The following is a 22,549-nucleotide window of genomic DNA, read 5'->3' on the forward strand; positions in this document are numbered from 1 at the left end:
GCGGGCTTGAATGCCTGCTTGCACCACTAGAGGCGGGAGGGGGATGTTCGTTACAAGGTCAGACTAAATAATTTCAAACAATGCACAAAAATGTGGGAGGGAACTTGCTCCCTCCCACATGAGATCCGGCTTATCCAGCCACCGTCTCTTAGCCTCCCAGGTACGCCTCACGCACCTTCGGATCGGTCAGCAACTGCTCGCCAGTGCCCTGCATCACCACCCGGCCGTTTTCCAGCACGTAGGCGCGGTCGGCGATTTTCAGCGCCTGGTTGGCGTTCTGCTCCACCAGGAACACCGTTACACCGTCCTTGCGCAGTTGTTCGATGATGTCGAAGATCTGCTGGATGATGATGGGGGCCAGGCCCAGTGAAGGTTCGTCCAACAGCAACAGCTTGGGCTTGCTCATCAGTGCACGGCCGATGGCGAGCATTTGCTGCTCGCCGCCGGACATGGTGCCGCCGCGCTGGCTGAAGCGCTCCTTGAGACGAGGGAACAGGTGCAGCACCTTGTCCATCTGCTCCTGGTAGTCGCCCTTGTCGGTGAAGAACCCACCCATGGCCAGGTTTTCTTCCACGGTCAGGCGTGAGAACACCCGTCGGCCTTCCGGCACCACGGCAATGCTCTTGCGCATGATGTGCGACGACTGCTGGCCCACCAGCTCTTCACCCATGTAGCGGATGCTGCCGCTGTGGGCCTGCGGCGAGCCGCACAAGGTCATCAGCAAGGTCGACTTGCCGGCGCCGTTGGCACCGATCAGCGTGACGATCTCACCCTGGCGCACTTCGACGTTGACGCCGTGCAAGGCCTGGATCTTGCCGTAGAAAGTGGAAACGTTTTCGAATTGCAGCATTTTACGCTTCCCCCAGATAGGCTTTGATCACTTCAGGATTGTCGCGGATCTGCTCCGGCGTCCCGTCCGCCAGCGGCGTGCCCTGGTTGATCACCACGATATGGTCGGAAATGCTCATGACCAGTTTCATGTCGTGTTCGATCAACAGCACCGTGGCGTTGTTTTCCTCACGCAACACGCCGATCAGCGCCTTGAGGTCTTCGGTTTCCTTGGGGTTCAGGCCGGCGGCCGGTTCGTCGAGCATCAGGATCCGCGGACGGGTCATCATGCAGCGAGCGATTTCCAGGCGACGTTGCTGACCGTAGGCCAGGGTGCCGGCGGGGCGGTTGGCGAACTCGGTGAGGTTGACCTTGTCCAGCCAGTACGCAGCGTATTCCATGGCCTCGCGCTCGCTCTTGCGGAACGCCGGGGTCTTGAACAGGCCCGCAAAGAAGTTGGTGTTCAGGTGACGGTGCTGGGCGATCAACAGGTTCTCGACCGCCGTCATGTCCTTGAACAGCCGTACGTTCTGGAAGGTGCGCACCACGCCCTTGCGGGCGATCTCGTGGCCGGCCAGGCCCTGGATCGGCTGGCCGTCCAGCAGGATACTGCCGCCACTCGGCTTGTAGAAACCGGTGAGGCAGTTGAACACCGTGGTCTTGCCGGCGCCGTTGGGGCCGATCAGCGCAACCACCTGTTTCTCTTTCACGGTCAGGGCGACGCCGTTGACCGCCAGCAAGCCGCCGAAGCGCATGCTCAAGTTTTCGACTTTCAGGATCTCGCGGCTCATTTGCGCAGCTCCATGTGTGGACGTTGCATGGGCAGCAGGCCTTGAGGTCGCCAGATCATCATCAGCACCATCATGGCGCCGAACATCAACATGCGGTATTCGCTGAACTCACGCATCATTTCCGGCAGCAGGATCATCACGATCGCCGCCAGGATCACACCCAGCTGCGAACCCATGCCACCCAACACGACGATGGCGAGGATGATCGCCGACTCGATGAAGGTGAACGACTCCGGGGTCACCAGGCCTTGGCGAGCGGCGAAGAAGCTGCCGGCAAAACCGGCGAACGCGGCACCCAGGGTGAAGGCGGAGAGCTTGATGATGGTCGGGTTCAGGCCCAGGGCACGGCAGGCGATTTCATCTTCGCGCAACGCTTCCCAGGCACGGCCGATCGGCATGCGCAGCAAGCGGTTGATCACGAACAGTGCTGCCAGCGCCAGCAACAGTGCCACCAGGTACAGGAACACCACTTTGCTCACCGGGTTGTAGTCGATCCCGAAGTACTCGTGGAACGTCTGCATGCCTTCGGCAGCGGTGCGGTCGAACGACAGCCCGAAGAACGTCGGCTTGGGGATGCTGCTGATGCCGTTGGGGCCACCGGTGATGTCGGTCAGGTTACGCAGGAACAGACGGATGATTTCCCCGAAGCCCAGGGTCACGATGGCCAGGTAGTCACCGCGCAGGCGCAATACCGGGAAGCCCAGCAGGAAGCCGAACGTGGCCGCCGCCATGCCGGCCAGCGGCAGGCAGATCCAGAAGCTCCAGCCCAGGTAGTGCGACAGCAGCGCGTAGGTGTAGGCACCCACGGCGTAGAAGCCCACATAACCCAGGTCGAGGAGGCCGGCCAGGCCCACTACGATGTTCAGGCCCAGGCCCAGCAACACGTAGATCAGGATCAGGGTGGCAATGTCGACCGCACCGCGCGAGCCGAAGAACGGCCAGATCAGCGCGGCCACGATCAGGCCGATGATGATGTAGCGCTGCGTGCGCGGCAGGGTCAGGAATTGGCTGACCTTGGGCGAGACCAACGGGCCACGGTTGCCCTTGAACAGTGCGCCGACCTGCTGGGTGAACAGCACGCGCAGGAACATCAGCACCGAACACAGGGCGATGATGGTCAGCGTCACGGGGCCGGTGCCATGCACTTCCAGGTTGATGCCGACAATGCTCAGCTTGAGGCCGAGTACCGGGAAGGCCACCGCCCACACCAGCAAAGCGCTGAAAAACGCCGATTTAAGATATCTGCTCATACTTTCTCAACCTCCGGACGGCCCAGGATGCCGGTCGGACGGAACAACAGCACCAGGACCAACAGGCCGAACGCGACGACGTCCTTGTATTGGTCGCCGAAAATATCGGCACCAAACGCCTCGGCCACCCCCAGCACCAGGCCGCCGAGCATCGCGCCCGGGATACTGCCGATGCCGCCCAATACCGCTGCGGTAAAAGCCTTGAGGCCTACCAGGAAACCGGCGTTGGGGTTGATCACGCCGTACTGCATGCTCAGCAGTACGGCCGCGACGGCTGCCAGTGCGGCACCGATCACGAAGGTCAGGGCGATGATGTTGTTGGTATTGATGCCCAACAGGTTGGCCATCTTGATGTCTTCGGCGCAGGCCCGGCAGGCGCGCCCCAGACGGGAGCGGGAGATGAACAGGGTCAGGCCCAGCATGGCCACCAGGGTGACGACGAAGACCAGGATCTGCATGTAGGAAATCAGCACTTCTTCCGCCCCGCCCGGACCGAAGGAGAAGCTCCCCGGGATCAGGTTGGGGATGGATTTATCCTTGGAATCCTGGGACAGCAATACGGTGTTCTGCAGGAAAATCGACATGCCGATGGCGGAAATCAGTGGGATCAAACGGTTGCTGCCACGCAAGGGACGGTAGGCAACGCGCTCGATACTGTAGCCATAGGCACTGGTTACGACGATCGACGCCAGGAACGCGGCGGTCATCAACAGCGGCAGGGAGTGGATACCCATCATGGCCAGCCCGGCAAGGGCAATGAAGGCCACGTAGGAACCAATCATGTATACCTCGCCATGGGCGAAGTTGATCATTCCAATGATGCCGTAAACCATTGTGTAGCCAATGGCTATCAAGGCATAGGTGCTGCCAATGGTCAGCCCATTAACCAGCTGTTGGAAAAAATGATAGATCTCAGGCATTACAGCGCTCCTAAAAACCCGATACGCATTTCACTGGTGGAGTCATGTTCCGGCCCCGTGCTGTGTTCTGTGAGCACATTTGCACAAAGCGTTTGCCAGCGAACCGCTGGTGACGGTTTTAAGATTTTCAGGTGAGCCAGCGCCCGGATCGCGGGTGACAGGCCCATAAACCTCGTAAAACAAAGCCCACTGCTCTCACAGTGGGCTTGTTGGACCAGTAACGCCTGGCTTACTGAGGGGAAACTTCGGTTTTTGGTTTGCCGAAGTGCCATTCGTAGACCACGAACTTGAAGTCCTTCAGGTCGCCCTTGGCGTCGAAGCTCAGGTCGCCGGTAGGGGTCTTGAAGGTGCCCGCGTGGATGGCTGCGGCCACTTTGGCGGTGTCTTCGCTCTTGGCAGTCTTGATGCCCTCGGCGATGACTTCAACGGCCGAGTAGGCCGGGAACACGAACGGACCGGTTGGGTCCTGCTTGTTCTTGGCGAACTCTTCAACGATGGCTTTGTTGGCCGGGTCGGTATCGAAGGATTTAGGCAAGGTCACCAGCAGGCCTTCGGAGGCGCCCTGGGCGATTTGCGAGATGGAGTCGTTGCCGACGCCTTCCGGGCCCATGAACTTGGCGTTCAGGCCTTTTTCCTTGGCTTGGCGCAGGATCAGGCCCAGCTCCGGGTGATAGCCGCCGTAGTAGACGAAGTCGACGTTGGCTTGCTTGAGCTTCTGGATGATCGAGGAGAAGTCTTTGTCGCCGGCGTTCAGGCCTTCGAAGACGGCAACCTTGGTGCCTTTCTTCTCGAGGGTCTGCTTGACGGCGGTGGCGATGCCTTCACCGTATTGCTGCTTGTCGTGCAGGACAGCAACGATTTTCGGCTTCACGTGGTCGGCGATGTAGTTGCCGGCCGCCGGGCCCTGGGCGCTGTCCAGGCCGATGGTGCGGAAGATCAGCTTGTAGCCACGGGCGGTGATTTCCGGGCTGGTGGCTGCCGGGGTAATCATGATCACGCCTTCGTCTTCATAAATGTCGGACGCTGGCTGAGTGGAGCTGGAGCAGAGGTGACCGACCACGAACTTGACGCCGTCGTTGACCACTTTGTTGGCTACGGCCACGGCTTGTTTAGGGTCGCAAGCGTCGTCGTATTCCTTGGCTTCGAGCATTTTGCCGTCGACGCCGCCCTTGGCGTTGATGTCGGCGATGGCCTGCTTGGCACCCATGAATTGCATGTCGCCGTATTGCGTTACAGGACCAGTCTTTGGACCGGCGATGCCGATCTTGATGGTGTCGGCTGCGAACGAATGGCCGGCAACCCCAGCCAGGACCATAGCGGCAAACAGTTTGGAAATCTGCTTAGTAGCCTTATTCATAGTGCTCCACTCTTACTGTTGTATTTTTTATAGTTCTAGCGGCCTTGTGAGCTGCAGAACCGGATCGGATATCTCGGATATCCCCCCGGCAGTGCCCTGGCAACTGTACCGGTACAGTGTAGAGCGCCGGTTGATCGCTTGAAAAGCTGGCTGCCGGGGGCAAAAGCCGAGTGTGTCGCTTAAATGAAAGAAAAAGACAGAATTGCGGCGGGGTGATGCCAGCGTTCCGGGCAATCCTTGGCTTTCCTGACACTTTCTATCGATGACTCATTTGCAACTGGGTTTTTCTGCCGGAGAGGGGGCGCTATGATTGCGCCGATTTTTTCCCAGGTGAATTCCCATGACTCAAGAACCTAGCACCCTCTATGCCAAGCTGCTCGGTGAAACCGCCGAAATCTCCTGGAAGGAGCTTGAGCCGTTCTTTGCCAAGGGTGCCCTATTGTGGGTCGATGCCGGCCTGGATTTGATCGAGGCCGCCGAGGGAATGGCTGAAGACAACCGCGATAAAGTCGCTGCCTGGTTGGCCGCTGGCAGCCTTTGCGAAGTGTCTGCGACGCGGGCATTGGACCTGGTTGAACGCGACCCGAGCTTGTGGGCGGTGGTGGTTTCGCCGTGGATACTGATCCAGGAAAGGGCGGCGTGATAAAGGGTCGCACTGAAAAGGTGCGTGATTTTCCGTTTTAAAAGTGTGTAGCTGAGTAACCGCTGGTGCCGTGATGGCATCTTGCCGTGAAGAAAGGTCACAGCGCTGGGTGACGCGCACGTCATGGGAACAGTTTTCTCGCCGGTGAATAGTCCGGAGAATTGTTTCTCAGTGTGAATAAAAGGGTGATGCCTGTCAGATCGCGGCGTAGGAAGCGGCGAATTCCGGTAAAGTTCGCCGCTTGTCACCCGGAGCTAGTCATGCCGTCAGCGCTGTCCCCCTTAGCGAAGCCTTCGCACCAACTGCTTTACCTTATCTACGGTCGCCAGGACGTTTATCGGCGCGAAGCCAAGTTCAGCATCCTCACCGCCCTGTCCCAACTCAAACCGGGCGAGTCGCTGTGCATCCGGGTCATGACCGATCGGCCCCAGGACTACATTGGTTGGCCGGTTGAAACCATCGCCCTGGACGAGCAGACCCTGGCCCAATGGCAGGGTGAAAACGGTTACCCCCATCGCCGCAAGGCCTGCGCGATCGCCCAAGGGCTTATGCTGGCGGACAAGACCCTGTTCGTTGACACCGACACGCTGTTCCTCAAGTCCCCCCATCGTGTGTTCGAACTGATAGAGCCGGGCCAGTATGTGATGGACGGCTTTGAATACGACTGGAGCTATGTCTGCAAGCGCCCTGACTATCTCAAGTTGGGCGAGCACCTGCAGGCCCATGGCATCTCTGCGGATAACAGCTTCAAGCTCTATAACAGTGGTCTGTGCGGCGTGCGTGCCAGCGATGCGCCGCTGCTCGAAGCCTCCATCCGCCTGATCGACGAGTGGACGCGGAACTCGTTCGATATTCACACCATCGAGCAAATCGCGATTTCCTTCGCGATGCGCGACCAGAAGGTGCGCGAGGCGCATAAATTCGTTCATCACTACTTCGCCGATAAGCGCTTCTTCCATGCCATGCAAGCGCACTTCTTCACCCTTCACGGTGAGGCATTCGGCCCTGAGCTGGTAGCGCGATGCAGGGATGTGCCGCGAGTCAAGCCGGTGCCCTCGCCCTGGCAGCGGCTGCGCATCAAGTGGAAGCTGCGCAATCAGCGCAAGCACCTGAAAAAGGTCGGTCGTGACTTGCTCTACGGCAGTTCGGCGCCTGCGCATCCGTACTACGATGTGTGCCGACACGGGTGGTGGGAATCGGCTTCGCGGGAGATTCGTGGCTGGGATGAGGCGGAGCAGAAGCGGTTCTTCGGCGCAAAAAATTCCGGCTGGCCGAAGCATTTGCCCCGGCCTGCAAGACGCGCCGACGAAAAGACCATCATCGCGTTCCTGCGTCAACGCATGACGCACTGAGGTTGCAACGGCGCCAGGCGGCGCCGTCACACTGGGCTAGGCGGTCTTGCCGGTGTGGTTATTCAACGAGATAACCTTGGTCTTGCCGATGCGGTGACGGTAGATCTCGCGCAAGTACTTGATCGCCTTCTTCACACAATCCCGTGACAGGCGAATGTCATTGATCGACACGAACTTCTCTTTGTCGTTGATCAACTCGCGGTACTTCTTCTCATACATCGGCTTGATCGCGTACCAGTTGGTATCGAGGATCTTCGCCGGGTTTTCAAACTCATTGAGCAACTCGTCGATGCGGTCTTCGTCGAAGTCCTCGTGGATGATGAAGTCCAGGATCGAATTGTCCAAGGTGTCATCGAAGCGGTACGGGTTGCGCGCAAAGCAACGCTTGATAAAGGCCACGATCAGTGTGAGGAAGTCATCCGACAGGCACGGGCTCTTGGCGATCAGGGTGGTCAGCGACAGGTTGGCGGACGCGCCGATCACCAGGGCATAGCGCTTGAGGGTGGTGTTGGGGAACAGGCTGTTGAGGTGCGTCTTGAGCCGGTTCAGGTCCATGTAGGACAGCTTGTAGTCCTTGGGCAGCGAGACGATCGACACCACCGACGAGCAGTTCTTGAAGAAGTGCAGGTCATGCAGCGCCGCCGCGTCGTAGCCGGAGTTCTTGTATTGCTCCAGGGACGCCTTGTAGCGCTTGGACTCGATCGGCAACAGGCTGATGCCTTCGATGGCCTGGGTGACCTTGTTGAAATGCGGCAGGTCGATGGAGCGGAAGAACAGGTCGTCGATGTTCAGGCGCTGAGGCTCTTTCTCGAAGACTTTGAACTTGTCATTGGACGGCGCCGGGGTTTCCGGTACGACGGATTCGGCGTAGGCAATCGCCACCGGCCCGGCCAGGCTCATGAACAGGTCATTGGCATCCAGGCGGATGGTCTCGCCGATGTCGATGCCGGCGCGACGGAAGTAGTTCTGGTCGTAGTCGGTGGTCACGGCCTGGGCGGTGAGGATGTTGAAGATCTGCTGGGAGATGTACTGGTTGGCGTGTTTCTCCATGGCATTGACGTCAATGTTCTGGATATTGCCGTCATCGCTTTCTTCGGCGTAGCGCATGATGTCGTTGGAGATCAGCATCATCGCGTTCCAAGGCCGGATGCGCCCCTTTACGCTGGCTTCGCTGCTGTCTTCATTGTCGAAGTTGTACGAGAAGTCCCATTCCTCCGAAAGGTACTTGCACAGCAAGCGTCCGGCGTTGATGTGCAGCGCCTCGGACATTTCGCTGCGGTGGTCGGAGATGTTCGGCAGCACGCAAATACCGCTGGTGAAGATCGGCTCGAATACGAAGGCGTGGCCGCTTTTGCTGTCGTGTTCGTCGGCGGGCTTGGTGTCGAACGTCTTGTTCATGTACGAGTGCTGCTGCGCCAGGCCGAACTCCGAGGCCATGCCCGAACCGGTGCCGCCGCCGGCGCTGAAGATCGAGAAGTACAGGCGCGACTGGTTGGCCTTGATGCCGCAGGAGTCGATCAGGTACGAGTGGATCATCTTCCAGTCGGGGCTGGAAAAGCGCTGGGTGTCTTTGTTGAGGATGATCTTGGCCAGGTACTGGCCGAGGATCGGCGCGTTACCGGCGCCACCGGCATGGACTTCGGAGAGGTCCATGATTTTCATCTTGCTATAGTCGCGCAGGAAGCCGCTTTTTTCGCCCTTGCGCGAGAAACGGATACGCCCGGCGATGTCCTTGTCCAGGTCACCGAGCATCACCAGCGGTTCCACCAGGAACACCGGCTTGCTGGCCTTGCCGCCGCCCAGGCGCAGGTTGTTGCGAATCCACTGGGCCGGGCTGTAGCCCTTATCCAAGGATTTGTCTTCGGTGCTGAATTCGTTGAGGTAGAACTTGCGCGCGTTGTACACCAGCTCCGCCACGTCCAGCGCGATGTTCGAACCGCAGCGGCCCAGGCCGATCAGGCAGACCGAGGGGAATTCCTGCTCGCTGTGCTGCTCGCTGTCGCCTTCCAGGTGAGGCGGGCGCGGGAACACCATGTCGCGCAGGCCGTCGAGGTTATCGAGGATGCGGTCGGTATTGGTTTCGGTGAAGTACAGGTATTGCTGGGTGGCCAGCGGGCGCGCGGTGCTCAATGACTTTGAACCTGAGGGTTTGCCCTCAGGCGCTGGGAGCAACACGTCGGATACCACGGTGCCAGAGTTATTTTTAGAGGTCATTGTGCGCCATGTGCCTGGACGGATGGCTGAAAAGTATCAAATAGCCATCACGGAATGGGAGATCGCGACTTTACAGTGCGTCCTTGTCCGAACCATCAGGCTTACCCAGTGAGCTCAGGAAAAACCTGGCCGGACTCTGATGAATCGGCCGTTCGTCGGCGATCTTTAGGTAAGTGATGGCGAAATGCCAAAGATTCGACGTCAGCGAATTGGCCTGACAACGGAGGTGGATCCGGGGCGGCCTGGGGACAGCTCTTTTGTCGCAGGGGTGTCCTTGGTGCCCGCCACGCTGGCTGGGGGGCTCGGATTGCGCCTGTCGATCCCCTGCATTGCGCCCATTATTTCACTGGCGGGCACCGCCGGGCTCAATAGGTAGCCCTGGACGAAATCACAGCCATGATTGAGCAGCAGATCGAATTGGGCCTCGGTTTCCACGCCTTCGGTCACCACCTGCAGGTGCAGGGTGTGAGCCATGCCGATAATTGCCTGGACGATCTCGATGTCGGCGGTCGACTTGGGAATGTCCTGGATAAACGAGCGATCGATCTTCAGGGTGTTGAGCGGCAGGCGCTTGAGGTAGGCGAGGGAGGAGTAGCCGGTGCCGAAGTCATCGATGGCCAGCGACACGCCCAGCGCGCGGATTTGCCGCAGCAGGGCCAGGGTGCTGCTGATATTGCCCATCAAGGCATTTTCGGTCACTTCCAGCTCCAGGCGGTTGGCGCCGATCCCGCTGAAGCGCAACGCGTCTTCGATTTCATCCGCCAGTTCGTCGCGGGCCAGGTTCAGGGCCGAGCAGTTCACCGACATGGTCAGTTCGGTATAGCCGCGGTCGGAGAGCAGGCTCAAGTCATGGCAGGCTTGGCGCAAGACCCAGTGATCGAGTTCGGCGATCAGCCCGTTGCTTTCGGCAATCCCGATAAACCGGGCTGGGGTCAGCAGCCCATGTTGCGGATGCTGCCAGCGCACCAGGGCCTCCAGGCGTGTCACTTTGCCCAGCTTCATGTCAAAGATCGGTTGGTAGAACAGTACCAACTGGTTCTGGGCGCGCAGGGCGCTGCGTAGCTCTTCTTCCAATTGCAGTTCGAGGGAGGCGCGTGTCTTCAGGTTGGAGTTGAAGAAGTTCAGGCTATTACGTCCCATGTCCTTGGACTGGTACAGCGCCAGGTCGGCGTTTTTGAGCAGCTCTTCGCAGGTCAGGCCATCCTCGGGAAACAGGCTGATGCCAATGCTGGTGGTCATCACCATACGGCGACCGGCCAGTTCGACGGGGTCCTTCATCTTTTGCATGATGCGTTGGGCCAGGTGTCGCGCTTCGTCGCGGTGGTGAATGCTGATCAGGATGCAGAACTCATCGCCGCCAAACCGTGCGACCACGTCCGCATGGCTGCGCACGGAGCCTTTGATATGGCTGGCGAGAACGCTGAGCAATTGATCCCCTGCGTCATGGCCGAGACTGTCGTTGATGCGCTTGAAGTGGTCAATATCCAGGAAAATAACCGCCATCATGCCGTTTGAAGCCGTTTTTTCGGCGATTTTTTCTGCAAAAATCTGATTGAAACCGCGTCGGTTAAGCAAGCTGGTCAGCGCGTCGTAATGCGCCACCTGTTGCAGGGAGGCGCGCGCCTGATCCAGTTCGCTGAGCAGTGCGTTGACCCGACGCAGGTCGCGCTCCTTGTGCTGCAGCTTTTTATCCGCCAGCGCAGCGCTGATGCTGCTGCCGATCACCAGCAGGGTGATCACGGCGACCGACAGGCCCAGTTGGGTAGGGTTATTGTCCAGTGGCAACGAGAGATCGGCGCCGGTGGGGACGATCAGTTGCATGGCGGCCATGCCGGTAAAGTGCATGCTGATAATGCCTGCGCCCAACATCAGGCTGGCAGCGTATTTGAGCAGTTGATGGAAGACGCCGGCACCGGTGCGCAGGTAGCTCGACAACAACAGGGCGGCCAGGCTGGCGCCAATGGCGATGCCCACCGAGGCGAGCAGCAGGCCCGACTCGAAATACGCCTGGGCCTGGGAACGCATGGCCGACATGCCGACGTAATGCATCAGGGCGATGCCGATGCCCATCCACAACGATGCCAGCAGGTATTGGTTAAATCGCAGTTTGGTGTGACTGAGGGTTTGCATGGCGAACAACGAGGCGATCAGGGCGATGACCAGCGAGGCGAACGTCATGAGCAGTTCGTAGTGAATCGCGATGGGTGCCTGGAAGGCCAGCATGCTGATGAAGTGAGTGGACCAGATACCCCCTGCCAAACAACCGGCACCCAGCCAACGCCAATGGCGGCGAGCGGTAGGGTCTTCGACATGGCCAACCCGTTCGGCCATGTCCAGGGTGCCGAACCCCGCCGCACAGGCGACCAGATAGGCCAGCAGCACCAGAAAAGGGTTATGACTGCAATTGAGTAATAAGTGCCCGTTCGCTGGGAGGTCGGTAAAAAAGTGCAGACCTAGCCATTCCATAGCATGTCCCGTCATAGCGTCACGTCACAGCCTACGGCGATGACCTATGAGGTCGAGTATAGAAGCCTCGCGGGATTTTCCAGCGATAATGGCACTTTGCTCTGAATGATTTTGGCATGCCGTGCATAGCAATTAGTGCTAAGCGCTGATGGGCAACTCCAACTCGAACGGTGCTTGTAACGGCGGCAGGCCGAACGCAGCACGGGCCGCATCGCAATCGACATTCTGCTCGCCCTGGCTCCATGAAGCCTCGAATTCTCTGCAGGGGCTTGAGCGTTGTTCATAAATCGAGCAACTCGTGCCTTTGCCGACTTCGCCTTCAAGGCTGCAGCAGCGCGCGGGTTTCTGGTCGGTACCGATCATCGCCACGCGGGTCGGGTTGATCTGCACCACCAGGTCATCAGGCACCGTCCCTCCCGAGGAGGCGCACTCACCCCAGAAAAAAGACACACGAAAGTGTGAACAGCAGGCACCGCAACTCAGACACGGACTGGCTTCGGACATGGGCGTCATCGATAAGAAAAGTAGAGTGGGGGACTACTGGAAGGCTCGCCATTCTAATCGGGTCATGGCCGTTGGGAAGGGGGGCAGGCACTTATATTTTTGTCGGCAAAGTCCCGTGTTGTCGGGTGAAATCATGCCCTATCAGCTTTACGAATCATTACAGACAACCACGGCTCGCCTGACTATGTTGCAGGTACCGGGCGGGATGCATCGGGCATCGCAGCTCTCATAACAATAAAAGAGACGGACCCATGCAGAACTCGACCCAAGCGGCGAATGCCTGGCGCATTCTGTTCCTGCTGTTCCTCGCCAACCTGTTCAACTTCTTCGACCGCACCATTCCGGCGATCATCATCGAGCCGATCCGCATGGAATGGCACCTGAGCGACTTCCAGCTCGGCATCATCGGCACCGCCTTCACCATTGTTTATGCCATTGCCGGCCTGCCGCTGGGGCGTCTGGCCGATACCGGCTCGCGCAGCAAACTGATGGGCTGGGGCCTGTTCGCGTGGAGCGGGTTGACGGCGATCAACGGCCTGGTCGGCAGTTTCTGGACGTTTTTGCTGGTGCGCATGGGCATCGGTATCGGTGAAGCCAGCTATGCGCCGGCCGCCAACTCGCTGATCGGCGACCTGTTCCCGGCGCACCGTCGTGCCCGGGCCATGGGGATTTTCATGCTGGGCCTGCCTTTGGGCCTGTTGCTGGCGTTCTTCACCATCGGTTGGATGGTCAAGGCGTTCGACAGCTGGCGCGCGCCGTTCTTCATCGCCGCCGTGCCGGGGCTGATCCTTGCGGTGTTCATGTTCTATATCAAGGAACCCAAGCGCGGCGCCGCCGAAGCCGTACAAGTCTCCCAGGAGCGTGTTGATCGCCCGATTCGCCGTGTGCTGGCCGTGCCGACCTTCCTGTGGTTGGTGCTGGCCGGGTTGTGCTTCAACTTCGCCACCTACGCGTGCAACTCGTTCCTGGTGCCGATGCTGCAGCGCTATTTCCTCATGCCCTTGCAGGACGCGGCGGTCGCCACCGGCGTCATCGTCGGGTTGACCGGCCTGGTGGGCCTGACCTTGGGGGGCTGGATTGCCGACAAGATCCATCAACGCGTTGCCAATGGCCGACTGCTGTTTGCGGCGTGCAGTCTGATCATCTCCACCGTCACTACAGCCTGGGCCCTGCATGCCGGGCGTATCGAGATCGGCGTGTTTGTGGCGCTGTTCAGTGTGGGCTGGTTGTTTGCGTATAACTTCTACACCTGTGTGTACACCGCGATCCAGGACGTGGTCGAGCCGCGCCTGCGGGCCACGGCGATGGCGCTGTTCTTTGCCGGTTTGTACTTGCTGGGCGGGGGCATGGGGCCGATTGTAGTGGGCGGGTTGTCCGATCACTTTGCCCATGCTGCGATGTATGCGGCGGGGGCCGAGCAGATGACCGAGGCTTACAAGGCGGTGGGCTTGCATGACGCCATGTACCTGATTCCGGTGGCGCTGTTCTTGACGATGCTGTTCCTGTTTCAGGCGTCACGCAGTTTTGTGCGTGATGCCAAGCGGATGAAGGAGGGATTGAAGGGGGTTGAGGTGCCGGCTGCGGCAGCGATGGCTTGATTCCGCGTTGACGCCATCGGGGGCAAGCCCCCTCCCACATTGATCGGTGACCTACATGACAACGCGGTCAACTGTGGGAGGGGGCTTGCCCCCGATGAGGCCCGCAACGCCAACGGTGTTCTCAAGTGAATAAAAAAGGCCCGCAGTGCGCGGGCCTTTTTAACAGGGCAGGGCGGTAATCAACCCGCTACCAACACCCGAATGGCTTCCAGTCGCAGCGCCGCCTTGTCGAGCATGGCCAGGCCTTGCTCACGTTGGTTGCGCAGGGCGACCAGCTCGCTGTCGCGTACGGTCGGGTTGACCGCTTGCAACGCGGTCAGGCGCGCCAGTTCTTCGTCGGTGTCTGCCGCCAGGCGACGCTTGGCTTCGGCCACACGTTCGGCGTGACGCGGTGTGATCTTCTCTTCACCGGCATTGATCCGCGGTGTGAGTTGATCGCGCTGGGCCTGCACGAACTTGTTGGCGCTGGCCCGTGGCACGCTTTCCAGCTGGTCGTTCAAGGTTTCGAACGAGACGCGGCCGGACAGGTCGTTGCCATTGGTGTCCAGCAGGCAGCGCAGTGCCGCCGGAGGCAGGTAGCGGCCCAGTTGCAGCGCGCGGGGCGCGACCACTTCACTGACGTAGAGCAGCTCCAGCAACACGGTGCCCGGCTTGAGCGCCTTGTTCTTGATCAGCGCCACGGCGGTGTTGCCCATGGAGCCGGACAGCACCAGGTCCATGCCGCCCTGCACCATCGGGTGTTCCCAGGTGATGAACTGCATGTCTTCACGGGACAGCGCCTGGTTACGGTCGTAGGTGATGGTCACACCTTCGTCGTCGCCCAGGGGGAAGCTGGCGTCGAGCATCTTCTCGCTGGGCTTGAGGATCAGCGCGTTTTCCGAATGGTCTTCGCTGTCGATGCCAAAGGCGTCGAACAGGGTTTCCATGTAGATCGGCAGGGCGAACTGGTCGTCTTGTTCGAGGATGTCCTCCACCAGCGCATCGCCTTCACCGGCGCCACCGGAGTTGAGCTCCAGCAGGCGGTCGCGGCCGGTGTGCAGTTCCTGTTCCAGGCGCTCGCGCTCGGCACGGGCCTCGTCGATCAGGGCTTGCCACTCGCTGTCGTCGGCGTTTTCCAGCAGCGGCAGCAGGCGCGGGCCGAACTGGTGCTGCAAGGCGTTGCCCGTCGGGCAGGTGTTAAGGAACGCGTTCAGGGCTTCGTGGTACCACTGGAACAGGCGCTGTTGCGGGCTGGTTTCCAGGTAGGGCACGTGCAGTTCGATCACATGTTTCTGGCCGATCCGGTCCAGACGGCCGATCCGCTGTTCCAGCAGGTCGGGGTGGGATGGCAGGTCGAACAGCACCAGGTGGTGGGAGAACTGGAAATTGCGGCCTTCACTGCCGATTTCCGAGCAGATCAGTACCTGGGCGCCGAATTCCTCATCGGCGAAGTAAGCGGCGGCGCGGTCACGCTCGAGGATGTTCATGCCCTCGTGGAACACCGTGGCCGGGATGCCGGAGCGTACGCGCAGGGCGTCTTCCAGGTCCATGGCGGTTTCGGCGTGGGCGCAGATCACCAAGACCTTGGTGCGCTTGAGCATTTTCAGCTGGTCGATCAGCCATTCGACGCGCGGGTCGAAGCGCCACCAGCGGTTTTCTTCGTCGATGTCCGGTTGCGACTGGAAGCTGACTTCCGGGTACAGCTCGGCGTGTTCGCCCAGGGGCAGTTCGAGGTATTCGTCCGGGTTCGGCAGCGGGTAGGCGTGCAGCTTACGCTCCGGGAAACCCTGCACCGCGGCACGGGTGTTACGGAACAGCACGCGGCCGGTGCCGTGGCGGTCGAGCAGTTCACGCACCAGGCGCGCACTGGCTTCGGCGTCGCCATCGTTGACGGCGGTCAGCAGCGCTTCGCCTTCGTTGCCGAGGAAACCTTGGATGGTCTTGTGCGCGGCGGGCGACAGGCGGCCCTTGTCGAGCAGCTCCTGCACGGCTTCGGCCACCGGGCGATAGTTCTCGCTTTCGGCACGGAAGGCGTGCAGGTCGTGGAAACGGTTCGGGTCCAGCAGGCGCAGGCGCGCGAAGTGGCTGTCCTGGCCCAGCTGTTCCGGGGTGGCGGTGAGCAGCAGCACGCCGGGAATCACTTCGGCAAGCTGCTCGACCAGCGAGTATTCCGGGCTGGCTTTGTCTTCATGCCAGACCAGGTGGTGGGCTTCGTCGACCACCATCAGGTCCCAGCCGGCGGCGAACAGTGCGTCCTGGGCCTTCTCATCGTCCACCAGCCACTCCAGCGCGACCAGGGCCAGCTGGGTGTCTTCGAACGGGTTGGCGGCATCGCTTTCGATAAAGCGTTCTTCATCGAACAGCGCCACTTGCAGGTTGAAGCGGCGGCGCATTTCCACCAGCCACTGGTGCTGCAGGTTTTCCGGTACCAGGATCAGTACGCGGTTGGCGCGGCCCGACAGCAGTTGGCGATGGATCACCAGGCCCGCTTCGATGGTCTTGCCCAGGCCCACTTCGTCCGCCAGCAAGACCCGTGGTGCGATACGGTCAGCGACTTCACGGGCGATGTGCAATTGGTGGGCAATAGGTTGCGCACGCACGCCACCCAGGCCCCACAGCGAGGATTGCAATTGGCGGCTGGTGTGTTCAAGGGTGTGATAGCGCAGCGAGAACCAGGCCAGCGGGTCGATCTGCCCGGCGAACAGACGGTCGCTGGCCAGGCGGAACTGGATAAAGTTGGAGAGCTGGGTTTCCGGCAGGGTGACCTGCTCGTTCTGCCCATTGAGGCCGTGGTAGACCAGCAGGCCATCGACGTCGTCGACTTCCTGCACGGTCATTTTCCAGCCTTCGAAATGGGTGATGGAGTCACCCGGCGAGAACCTCACACGGGTGAGGGGCGCATTCCGTAGCGCATACTGGCGGGTGTCGCCAGTGGCCGGATAGAGCACGGTCAACAAGCGGCCGTCCTGTGCCAGAACGGTGCCTAACCCCAGCTCTGCTTCGCTGTCACTAATCCAGCGTTGCCCCGGTTGATACTGCTGCGCCATGCTGCCTGACTCCCGCCGTGAAAAAGCCGACTATGTTAACGGAACAAGGCCCCACGCCCAAGGACTCTGACAAAAACTACTCCGTTTGGGCGGCCGGGTGAGCACGCAATCGACGGGTGGCGGGCACTTGTGAGTGTCGACTGGGTCACAGGTTGGCGAACCTGCGCTCAAGTCGTCGCGCGGCCCGCCGACAGCCTGCTGACAGGAGAACAACTATCATGCTTCCACCTATGCTGCCCGTCAGCGTCGTACCGGTTACGTCGCAACTCGACCCGGTCCGCCAGAAACCCGATATTCCGCCCGTGGTCCCTGTGCAAGCGGGCTCCAACGAAAGCACCATCGACCTGAAAAAGGGCGATGCCGAGCAGTCGACTTTTTTGCTGCGCGAGGAACAACGCCGCCAGCAGGAACAGCAGAAACGCCGGCGCGAAGCCGATGAAGACCCGGATCAGCACTTGGCGATCCCGGGCGACCTGCTCAATGCCGACAACACCGTACCGGTTGTGCCGCTGATCGAAGACGCGCCGCGCCAGGGCTTGTGGGTGGACGTCGAGGTTTAGCCACGCAGTTCCTCCAGGGCTGTTATCAACAACTCGATGTCGTGATCGTTGTTGAACGGGCTGACGGAGATCCGCGCAATGCTGGTCAGGCCGCGGGCCTGCATATCCAACGGGGTGTAGGCCACACCGTTGGCACCGATATTGATCCGCTTCAATCCCAATTGCCGTTTGAGTTCGAAGGCGTCCCAGCCGGCGAGGTTGAAGGCGATCAAGCCCGATTGAACCGTGCCCAGGTCATGCGGGGAAATACCCGGAATCTCACGCAATGCTTCGCGGATTCGCCTGCTGGTTTGCGTGATCTTTTCCCATACACGCTCGATCCCCAGCTGATTCATCTCCTGCAGTGCATTGCCCAGGCCCGCTAGCAGGGCAAAGGACACCTCGCTGGTCTCAAAGCGCCGGGCGTCGTTGCGCAGGTCGAAACCGTCGGCGCTCCAGGGGGCGGAAAATACGTCGCGCTGGGCGGGGTTCAAGTGCGGGAGGAAATCCGGCCGCACATACAGCAGCGCCGTCCCCCGTGGCCCGCGCAGGTGCTTGCGCCCGGCCGCCTTGAGCACATCGCACTGCAACGCCTGCACGTCCACCGGCACCTGGCCGACGGCTTGGCCGGCGTCGATAAAGTAGGCGATCCCGTGACGCCTGGCCACTTCACCGATGGCCTGGGCGGGGTTGATCAGGCCGCCGTTGGCGGGGAGCCAGGTGAGGTCGATGAGCTTTACCCTTGAATCGATCATCGCTTCCAATGCCACGGGGCACACCGCGCCGGTGGCATCGCAGGGGATGACGTCCACCCGCGCGCCGGCTTGCACCGCCAACTGCATGCTCGCCAGGTTGCCGCCCCATTCGTGGCGTCCTACCAGAATGCGGTCGCCCGGCTGCCACGGGCCCAAGGCCTGGAACGCCATGCTCCAGGCGGTCGAGCCGCTGCTGGCAAAGGCAATCGATGGGGTGGGCGCGTTGAGCAACTGCGCGGCCGCGCGGCGGGCTTTTTCTACCAGCAACGCGCCATGCTCGCCGGCTTCCATCGGGCCGTCGCGGGCTTCGCGTTGTAGTTGGTCGATGATGGCGTCAAGGGTCGCCTGGCTCGGCAAGGAGGCACCGGCAGAGTTGAAGTGCACGATGCCCGATTGGCAGCCGGGAGTGCTCTCGCGCAGATGTTGCACGTGCAGCGGGCTCACGGCTGCAACTCGAAAATCCCGTCAACCTCCACCGCCACGCCGGCCGGCAGGCTGCAAACACCCACTGCCGTGCGTACGTGACGGCCCTTTTCGCCGAGGGCATTCACCAGCAGGTTGGACGCCCCATTGGCCACGGCGCCCTGGCGCTGGAACTCGCCGCTGCTGGCGATAAACACCCCCAGGCGCAGGATGCGCACCAGGCGCGACAGGTCATCGCCCAGGGCATCGCTCAATTGCGCGAGCAAGCTCAGTGCAGCCAGTTCCGCGGCCTGCGCCCCTTCTTCCTCGCTGAGGGATTCGCCGAGGCGGCCGACATAGGCGGGCTTGCCGTCTATCAGCGGGATTTGCCCAGAGATAAACAGCTGGTTCTGGCTGACCACATGGTTGATGTAGTTGGCAATCGGCTGGCTGGGTGATGGCAGCGTCAGGCCGAGGGCTTGCACGCGGTGGCGGAGGGAGTCGCTCATGGTGAATCCTCTGGGGTCAGGAGGTTTCAGCATGTGGGGCAGGGGGAGTGTCGACAAACGGATAGATCTCATCCGACGTATCGAAATAACTCACGTGTCGCGGCAGATGTCCTTCAACCACTCGCTGAAACACCGCGCGGCGTCGCTGGCAGGGCCTTGCGCTGCAATCAACCAGTAGCCTATTTCACTGTGATAGGGCGGCCAATCGAAGGCTTCTACCAGGCTGCCATCATCCAGCCTGCGTTGGATCAAGCGATGACGGCCCATGGCAATGCCCTGGCCGGCCACCGCGGCTTCGACCACGATGTTGTAGTCGTGCAGCATGACGCGCGGATGGTGCTTGAGGTCGACTTGATAGTGCCCAGACCAGTCCGTCCACTCAAAAGGACGGTGCGAAGTGGCCATCAACAGCGCACCGTTGTGCACTTGGCTGGCCTTGAATGCCGGACTGCACACCGGAGAGATCACTTCGGGCATCAGTCGTGTGGCCTGTACATCGGGCCAGTCGCCCTTGCCGTAGCGAATGGCCAGGTCGACTTCGGCCGCCGCGACGTTTGCCAGTTGAATCGCCGGCAGCAACTCCACCTGGATATGCGGATAGCGGTTGAGAAAACCCGCCAGGCGCGGCGCCAACCACAGGGTGGCGAACGACGCCAGCAGGCCGACACGTAACACCGTGGCGCTGGGTACCAGCCGTTGGGCGCGGGTTGCGACGGCGATGGCGTCCAGGGCTGGGCGGATTTCGGCGTAGTACTGCTGGCCGTCTGCGGTCAGATCGATCGCGCGGGTGCGTCGGATAAACAGCGGTTTACCCAAGTGCTGTTCGAGCTTTTGTACCTGATGGCTCAGGGCACTCTGGGTCACCGACAATTCCTGCGCGGCCTTGATAAAGCTCAAGTGCCGGGCCACGGCTTCAAAGGCGCGCAGGGCCAGCAGCGGCGGAAGATCCTTATGCAGTGCCACCTGAATGGGCCTCCTTGAGTGGTTGGAAAGTGCCGATTTTGGGCGCCGCTCGGTTTTTTGTCGCCGGTTGATTTGCCGTCGGGCGCAGGAGTCCGCATTATTGAGCCTTACTCGCCACGACGTAAGCCAAGCCATGAGTGATGACGACAAGCTGATCGACCTGAACGCCGAACGGGCCAAGCGCGTGCATGACCTGAATGACAAGCGCCTGAATGAAGTGCGCCAGGCGTTTGAACAGGCGATGCCTTTAGGCAAAGCCAAGAAAAAATCAAAGAACAAACCCAAAAAGCGTTAAAACGGCCTGCATCTATTGATGCAGGTCAGTTATTACCCTTCTTTACGCCCCGTCGCGGGCGACATTGATCCCCGTCAATTTTCCAATCCGCCTTCTCCATTAACTTAGCCCTATCGCAACAAGGCAAGTGCAGGAGGCCGGTCATGTTTATCGATAATGTGGTATTCGCCGGAGTGCTGACTGTAAGCCTCATGGTGCTGTTTTTTGTAGGGTTTGGATTTTTTATCTGGAAAGACGCGAACAAGCGTAAAAAACCTTAGATCTTTCCGGGTTACATGAGCACGCAAGGCATTTTGGGCGACTTCGGTCGCCCTTTTTTTTGGGTGTTTAATTCTGGTCCATAAAAAAAGGTGCGGTCCTCACAGAGGCCGCACCTTTTTGTCAGCGCCTGGCGATCAGTTGCCCAGTGCCTTGGAGGCCAGCCAGAACAAGCCGGCCGAGAGGCCCACGGTCGCAGGCAGGGTCAACACCCAAGCCATCAGGATGGTCTTGACCGTGCCACCTTGCAGGCCGCTTTTGTTGGCGACCATGGTGCCCGCCACGCCGGAAGACAGGACGTGGGTGGTGGAGACCGGCAGGGCGAAGATATTGGCAAAGCCAATCATGGTGGCGGTGGTGATCTGTGCCGACATGCCCTGGGCATAGGTCATGCCCTGCTTGCCGATCTTCTCACCGATCGTCAGTACCACACGCTTCCAGCCCACCATGGTGCCCAGGCCCAGGGCCAGTGCGACCGCAAGGATCACCCAGAACGGAGCGTACTCGGTGGTGGCGGTGAGGTCCTTGCGCAGCTTGTCGAGGTCGGACTTCTCACGCGCTTCCAGGCCCGGCAGCTTGCCGACTTTTTTCGCGGTGTCATCCAGGCACAGCAGGTAGCGGCGCACTTCGATGCGGTGATCGGCGCTCAGGGAATGGTAATCGGAGACGCCTTTCAAGGTATCCAGCAACGCATTGATGGTGGGTTCGGTCTGCTGCGGGTTGCAGCGGAACTTGCCCGGCAGGTCGTCTTTCACGCTTTTGCCCAGGGCCAGGAACTCACCCAGGGTCTCGTGGTTGCGCTGGTAGAACTGGTTAAGGTGCAGCGTGGCGTCGCGAGTACGCTCGATCTGGTAGGTGGTGCTGCCCAGGTCGAGTACGAACTGCGCCGGCACGATACCGATCAGCACCAGCATGATCAGGCCGATGCCTTTCTGGCCATCGTTGGAGCCGTGCACGAAACTCACGGCCATTGCCGAAATCACCAGGACCAGGCGGTTCCAGAACGGCGGGTGCTTCTTGTCGTCGAGCTTGCGGCGCTGGTCCGGGGTCTTGTGCATCTTCGACAGCGGGCGCCACCATTTCAGGCCGATCAGCACCAGGGCTGCGACCAGGAAGCCAGCCATCGGCGAGAACACCAGGGACGCGCCGATATCGACGGCCTTCTGCCAGTTCACACCGTCAGCCAGGGGGATGTCGTTGATCAGGGCATTGGCCAGGCCGACACCGAGGATCGAACCGATCAGGGTGTGGGAGCTGGAGGCGGGTATACCGAAGTACCAGGTGCCCAGGTTCCAGGTGATCGCCGCGGCTAACAACGAGAAGACCATCGCCAAGCCATGGCCGGTGTTCACATTGATCAGCAACTCCACGGGCAGCAGGTGCACGATGGCGTAGGCGACACCGACACCACCGAGCAACACGCCGAGGAAGTTGAACACCCCGGAGAAGAACACGGCCAGATGCGGCGGCATGGCTTTGGTATAGATGACTGTGGCCACCGCGTTAGCGGTGTCATGAAAGCCATTGATGAACTCGAAGGCGAGGACAAAGGCCAGGGCGAGCAACAGGCTCACGAGAACCCAAGCATCCAGTCCGCTGAATAAATCGATCATGAAGGTTTTCTGACCCGGTCGTAAGGGGGCGCGATTATGCCAGAAAACCTCAGTAATCGATGCACTAGCTGCTCATCGGTATCAATCTTCATCGAATCGCCCTGGGCGAAAGCTGGCGATCCCAGGGTTTTCGGGGCTTTGGCAAGTCTTTGATTTATAAAGCGCAGCGCTGAAAAGACAGGGTTTTGTCACCAAATCGTCATGCCTGAAACATTTGTATGAAATTTTACAGGCGATCGCGGGATGAGGCCGACGGGACGCTGGCT

19 protein-coding genes are annotated in these 22,549 nt (G+C 60.3%); 6 read left to right on the top strand and 13 right to left on the bottom strand.

The features are described from left to right. Nucleotides 1-148 precede the first annotated feature (148 nt). From BB029_RS34115 to BB029_RS08155, 5 genes are all read right to left on the bottom strand, one after another. Nucleotides 149-850: an ABC transporter ATP-binding protein gene (locus tag BB029_RS34115; RefSeq protein ID WP_065938813.1), complete on the bottom strand. Its 702-nt coding sequence runs from the start codon at nt 848-850 to the stop codon at nt 149-151. Nucleotide 851: 1 nt separating this feature from the next. Then, nucleotides 852-1,619, bottom strand: a complete 768-nt coding sequence (gene livG, locus BB029_RS08140; RefSeq protein ID WP_027604424.1) for a high-affinity branched-chain amino acid ABC transporter ATP-binding protein LivG — start codon at nt 1,617-1,619, stop codon at nt 852-854. Next, nucleotides 1,616-2,869 (bottom strand): high-affinity branched-chain amino acid ABC transporter permease LivM, encoded by a 1,254-nt coding sequence (locus BB029_RS08145; protein ID WP_065938814.1) that lies wholly within the window; start codon nt 2,867-2,869, stop codon nt 1,616-1,618. The genes livG and BB029_RS08145 overlap by 4 nt, the downstream gene beginning before the upstream one ends. Continuing rightward, on the bottom strand, nt 2,866-3,789 hold the full coding sequence (gene livH / locus BB029_RS08150; RefSeq protein ID WP_003172375.1) for a high-affinity branched-chain amino acid ABC transporter permease LivH: 924 nt from the start codon (nt 3,787-3,789) through the stop codon (nt 2,866-2,868). Before livH ends, BB029_RS08145 begins: the two co-directional genes overlap by 4 nt. 229 nt (nt 3,790-4,018) lie before the next feature. Continuing rightward, a complete protein-coding gene (locus tag BB029_RS08155) occupies nt 4,019-5,146 on the bottom strand; it encodes a branched-chain amino acid ABC transporter substrate-binding protein (RefSeq protein ID WP_065938815.1) in 1,128 nt (375 codons plus the stop codon). Nucleotides 5,147-5,486: 340 nt separating this feature from the next. On the opposite strand from BB029_RS08155, the gene BB029_RS08160 reads away from it, so the two are divergent. Beyond that, a complete protein-coding gene (locus BB029_RS08160; protein ID WP_065938816.1) occupies nt 5,487-5,789 on the top strand; it encodes a DUF2288 domain-containing protein in 303 nt (100 codons plus the stop codon). 260 nt (nt 5,790-6,049) lie between these two features. Continuing rightward, complete coding sequence (locus tag BB029_RS08165; RefSeq protein ID WP_065938817.1) at nt 6,050-7,141, top strand: hypothetical protein; 1,092 nt, start codon at nt 6,050-6,052, stop codon at nt 7,139-7,141. A 36-nt stretch (nt 7,142-7,177) separates the two neighbouring features. On the opposite strand, the gene BB029_RS08170 is transcribed toward BB029_RS08165, so the two are convergent. The 3 genes from BB029_RS08170 to BB029_RS08180 all read right to left on the bottom strand — a co-directional run bounded on the left by BB029_RS08170 (nt 7,178) and on the right by BB029_RS08180 (nt 12,325). Beyond that, entirely contained in the window at nt 7,178-9,355 is a 2,178-nt protein-coding gene (locus tag BB029_RS08170) for a hypothetical protein (RefSeq protein WP_065938818.1), read from the bottom strand. 201 nt (nt 9,356-9,556) lie between these two features. Further along, on the bottom strand, nt 9,557-11,821 hold the full coding sequence (locus BB029_RS08175) for a bifunctional diguanylate cyclase/phosphodiesterase (protein WP_065938819.1): 2,265 nt from the start codon (nt 11,819-11,821) through the stop codon (nt 9,557-9,559). Nucleotides 11,822-11,959: 138 nt separating this feature from the next. Further along, on the bottom strand, nt 11,960-12,325 hold the full coding sequence (locus BB029_RS08180) for a YkgJ family cysteine cluster protein (RefSeq protein WP_027604417.1): 366 nt from the start codon (nt 12,323-12,325) through the stop codon (nt 11,960-11,962). A gap of 251 nt (nt 12,326-12,576) precedes the next feature. On the opposite strand from BB029_RS08180, the gene BB029_RS08185 reads away from it, so the two are divergent. Beyond that, on the top strand, nt 12,577-13,923 hold the full coding sequence (locus tag BB029_RS08185; RefSeq protein WP_065938820.1) for an MFS transporter: 1,347 nt from the start codon (nt 12,577-12,579) through the stop codon (nt 13,921-13,923). Nucleotides 13,924-14,102: 179 nt separating this feature from the next. On the opposite strand, the gene rapA is transcribed toward BB029_RS08185, so the two are convergent. Beyond that, nucleotides 14,103-16,949: an RNA polymerase-associated protein RapA gene (rapA, locus tag BB029_RS08190; protein WP_065938821.1), complete on the bottom strand. Its 2,847-nt coding sequence runs from the start codon at nt 16,947-16,949 to the stop codon at nt 14,103-14,105. 218 nt (nt 16,950-17,167) lie between these two features. On the opposite strand from rapA, the gene BB029_RS08195 reads away from it, so the two are divergent. Further along, complete coding sequence (locus BB029_RS08195; protein ID WP_065926412.1) at nt 17,168-17,509, top strand: aspartate-semialdehyde dehydrogenase; 342 nt, start codon at nt 17,168-17,170, stop codon at nt 17,507-17,509. Here BB029_RS08195 and BB029_RS08200 read toward each other — a convergent pair. The 3 genes from BB029_RS08200 to BB029_RS08210 all read right to left on the bottom strand — a co-directional run bounded on the left by BB029_RS08200 (nt 17,506) and on the right by BB029_RS08210 (nt 20,117). Further along, entirely contained in the window at nt 17,506-18,687 is a 1,182-nt protein-coding gene (locus BB029_RS08200) for an aminotransferase class V-fold PLP-dependent enzyme (protein WP_065938822.1), read from the bottom strand. The genes BB029_RS08195 and BB029_RS08200 overlap by 4 nt on opposite strands. Then, nucleotides 18,684-19,154: a RidA family protein gene (locus BB029_RS08205; RefSeq protein WP_065938823.1), complete on the bottom strand. Its 471-nt coding sequence runs from the start codon at nt 19,152-19,154 to the stop codon at nt 18,684-18,686. Before BB029_RS08205 ends, BB029_RS08200 begins: the two co-directional genes overlap by 4 nt. A 90-nt stretch (nt 19,155-19,244) precedes the next feature. Next, nucleotides 19,245-20,117, bottom strand: a complete 873-nt coding sequence (locus BB029_RS08210) for a LysR substrate-binding domain-containing protein (RefSeq protein WP_065938824.1) — start codon at nt 20,115-20,117, stop codon at nt 19,245-19,247. 4 nt (nt 20,118-20,121) lie between these two features. Here BB029_RS08210 and BB029_RS32775 point away from each other — a divergent pair, with 4 nt between their 5' ends. Both BB029_RS32775 and ccoM read left to right on the top strand, forming a co-directional pair. After that, entirely contained in the window at nt 20,122-20,412 is a 291-nt protein-coding gene (locus BB029_RS32775; protein ID WP_218188798.1) for a hypothetical protein, read from the top strand. 143 nt (nt 20,413-20,555) lie between these two features. After that, a complete protein-coding gene (ccoM, locus tag BB029_RS34020) occupies nt 20,556-20,672 on the top strand; it encodes a cytochrome c oxidase subunit CcoM (RefSeq protein WP_017530457.1) in 117 nt (38 codons plus the stop codon). Between the two features lie 135 nt (nt 20,673-20,807). On the opposite strand, the gene BB029_RS08215 is transcribed toward ccoM, so the two are convergent. After that, nucleotides 20,808-22,283, bottom strand: coding sequence for an inorganic phosphate transporter (locus tag BB029_RS08215; protein ID WP_027604410.1), 1,476 nt, complete (start codon nt 22,281-22,283; stop codon nt 20,808-20,810). Between the last annotated feature and the right edge of the window lie 266 nt (nt 22,284-22,549).

The organism is Pseudomonas sp. S3E12 (assembly GCF_001702295.1).
GTDB classification, from domain to species: domain Bacteria; phylum Pseudomonadota; class Gammaproteobacteria; order Pseudomonadales; family Pseudomonadaceae; genus Aquipseudomonas; species Aquipseudomonas marginalis.